At 44.3% G+C, this 935-nt stretch carries 1 protein-coding gene; it reads left to right on the top strand.

All coding sequences use genetic code 11. The features are described from left to right. Nucleotides 1-283: 283 nt before the first annotated feature. Nucleotides 284-935: ATP-dependent zinc protease (locus R7O13_RS24975; RefSeq protein WP_412125724.1), on the top strand; the 652-nt coding region annotated here is incomplete at its 3' end.

The following is a 935-nucleotide window of genomic DNA, read 5'->3' as shown; positions in this document are numbered from 1 at the left end:
ACAGCGGCGTTGACTTGCTCTGGGCGAACATTCAGTTCTTGAGCAATCATGCGACAGATAGCTTGGCTCATCCGTGTATTCTCTTTTAATTCGGTTTGGATATTGGTTGTGTATAGAACATTGGGGTCATTCATAGAATTTGCAATGTTTTAAATTAGCTTCGCAAAAATTTACCGGGCGCTGGTGGACATCAGTCAGATTTATGTCAAAACTGTAATTAAATTGAGAACTTATAAGTTCTGTTGGCGACTAATTTTATATACCTTGGCTCACACGGATAATCATGATGAAAAAAATGTCTTTGGCTCTGGCACTCTCTAGTGCTCTCCTGATAGCCCCGTTTGGTTGGGCGCAATCCATCTCTGCAACCACGCAAGATCCCATCTATCAACTTGATGATAAGTTAGTTTTAGGGCGGGTCGAAAGTGTGTATTACAGCGAAATTCCTGAGCTAAGTGACGTCCCTTTCATCGGTAAAATTGATACCGGCGCTGACACCACCTCCATGCATGCAGAAAATATTCACGTAAACAGCAGCAATCCCAAATACAAAAATCTTAAAGATGACAAACTGCTGTGGGCAATTGTCGATGATTTAGGTGGCACGCAAGCCAAATGGGAAGCCAACAGTTTTGAACCTTATCAAGTCACCGTCAGTTTCACGATTCAGCATCCTTATACTGGCAAAGAGATCACGGTAACCGACGATCTTGAGCGCATCAGTGCTATCCGCAGTCGCACCAGCAAAAAACCGATTTTGCGTCCAACCGTAAAAATGCCGATGACGATTGCTGGGCATACGGTAGATACCGTGGTGAACCTTACCTCGCGTAAACAGTTCTCTGCGCCAATCCTGATTGGCAAAACTTACCTAGATGATAACGCGTGGGTGTTTGCTGGGTATGACTACCTGCAAGAACAACCCAACGCGAAAA

The organism is Vibrio sp. Y176, from assembly GCF_033438945.1.
The sequence above is the reverse complement of the archived record's forward strand: the minus strand, read 5'-3'. Positions and strand labels throughout refer to the sequence as shown.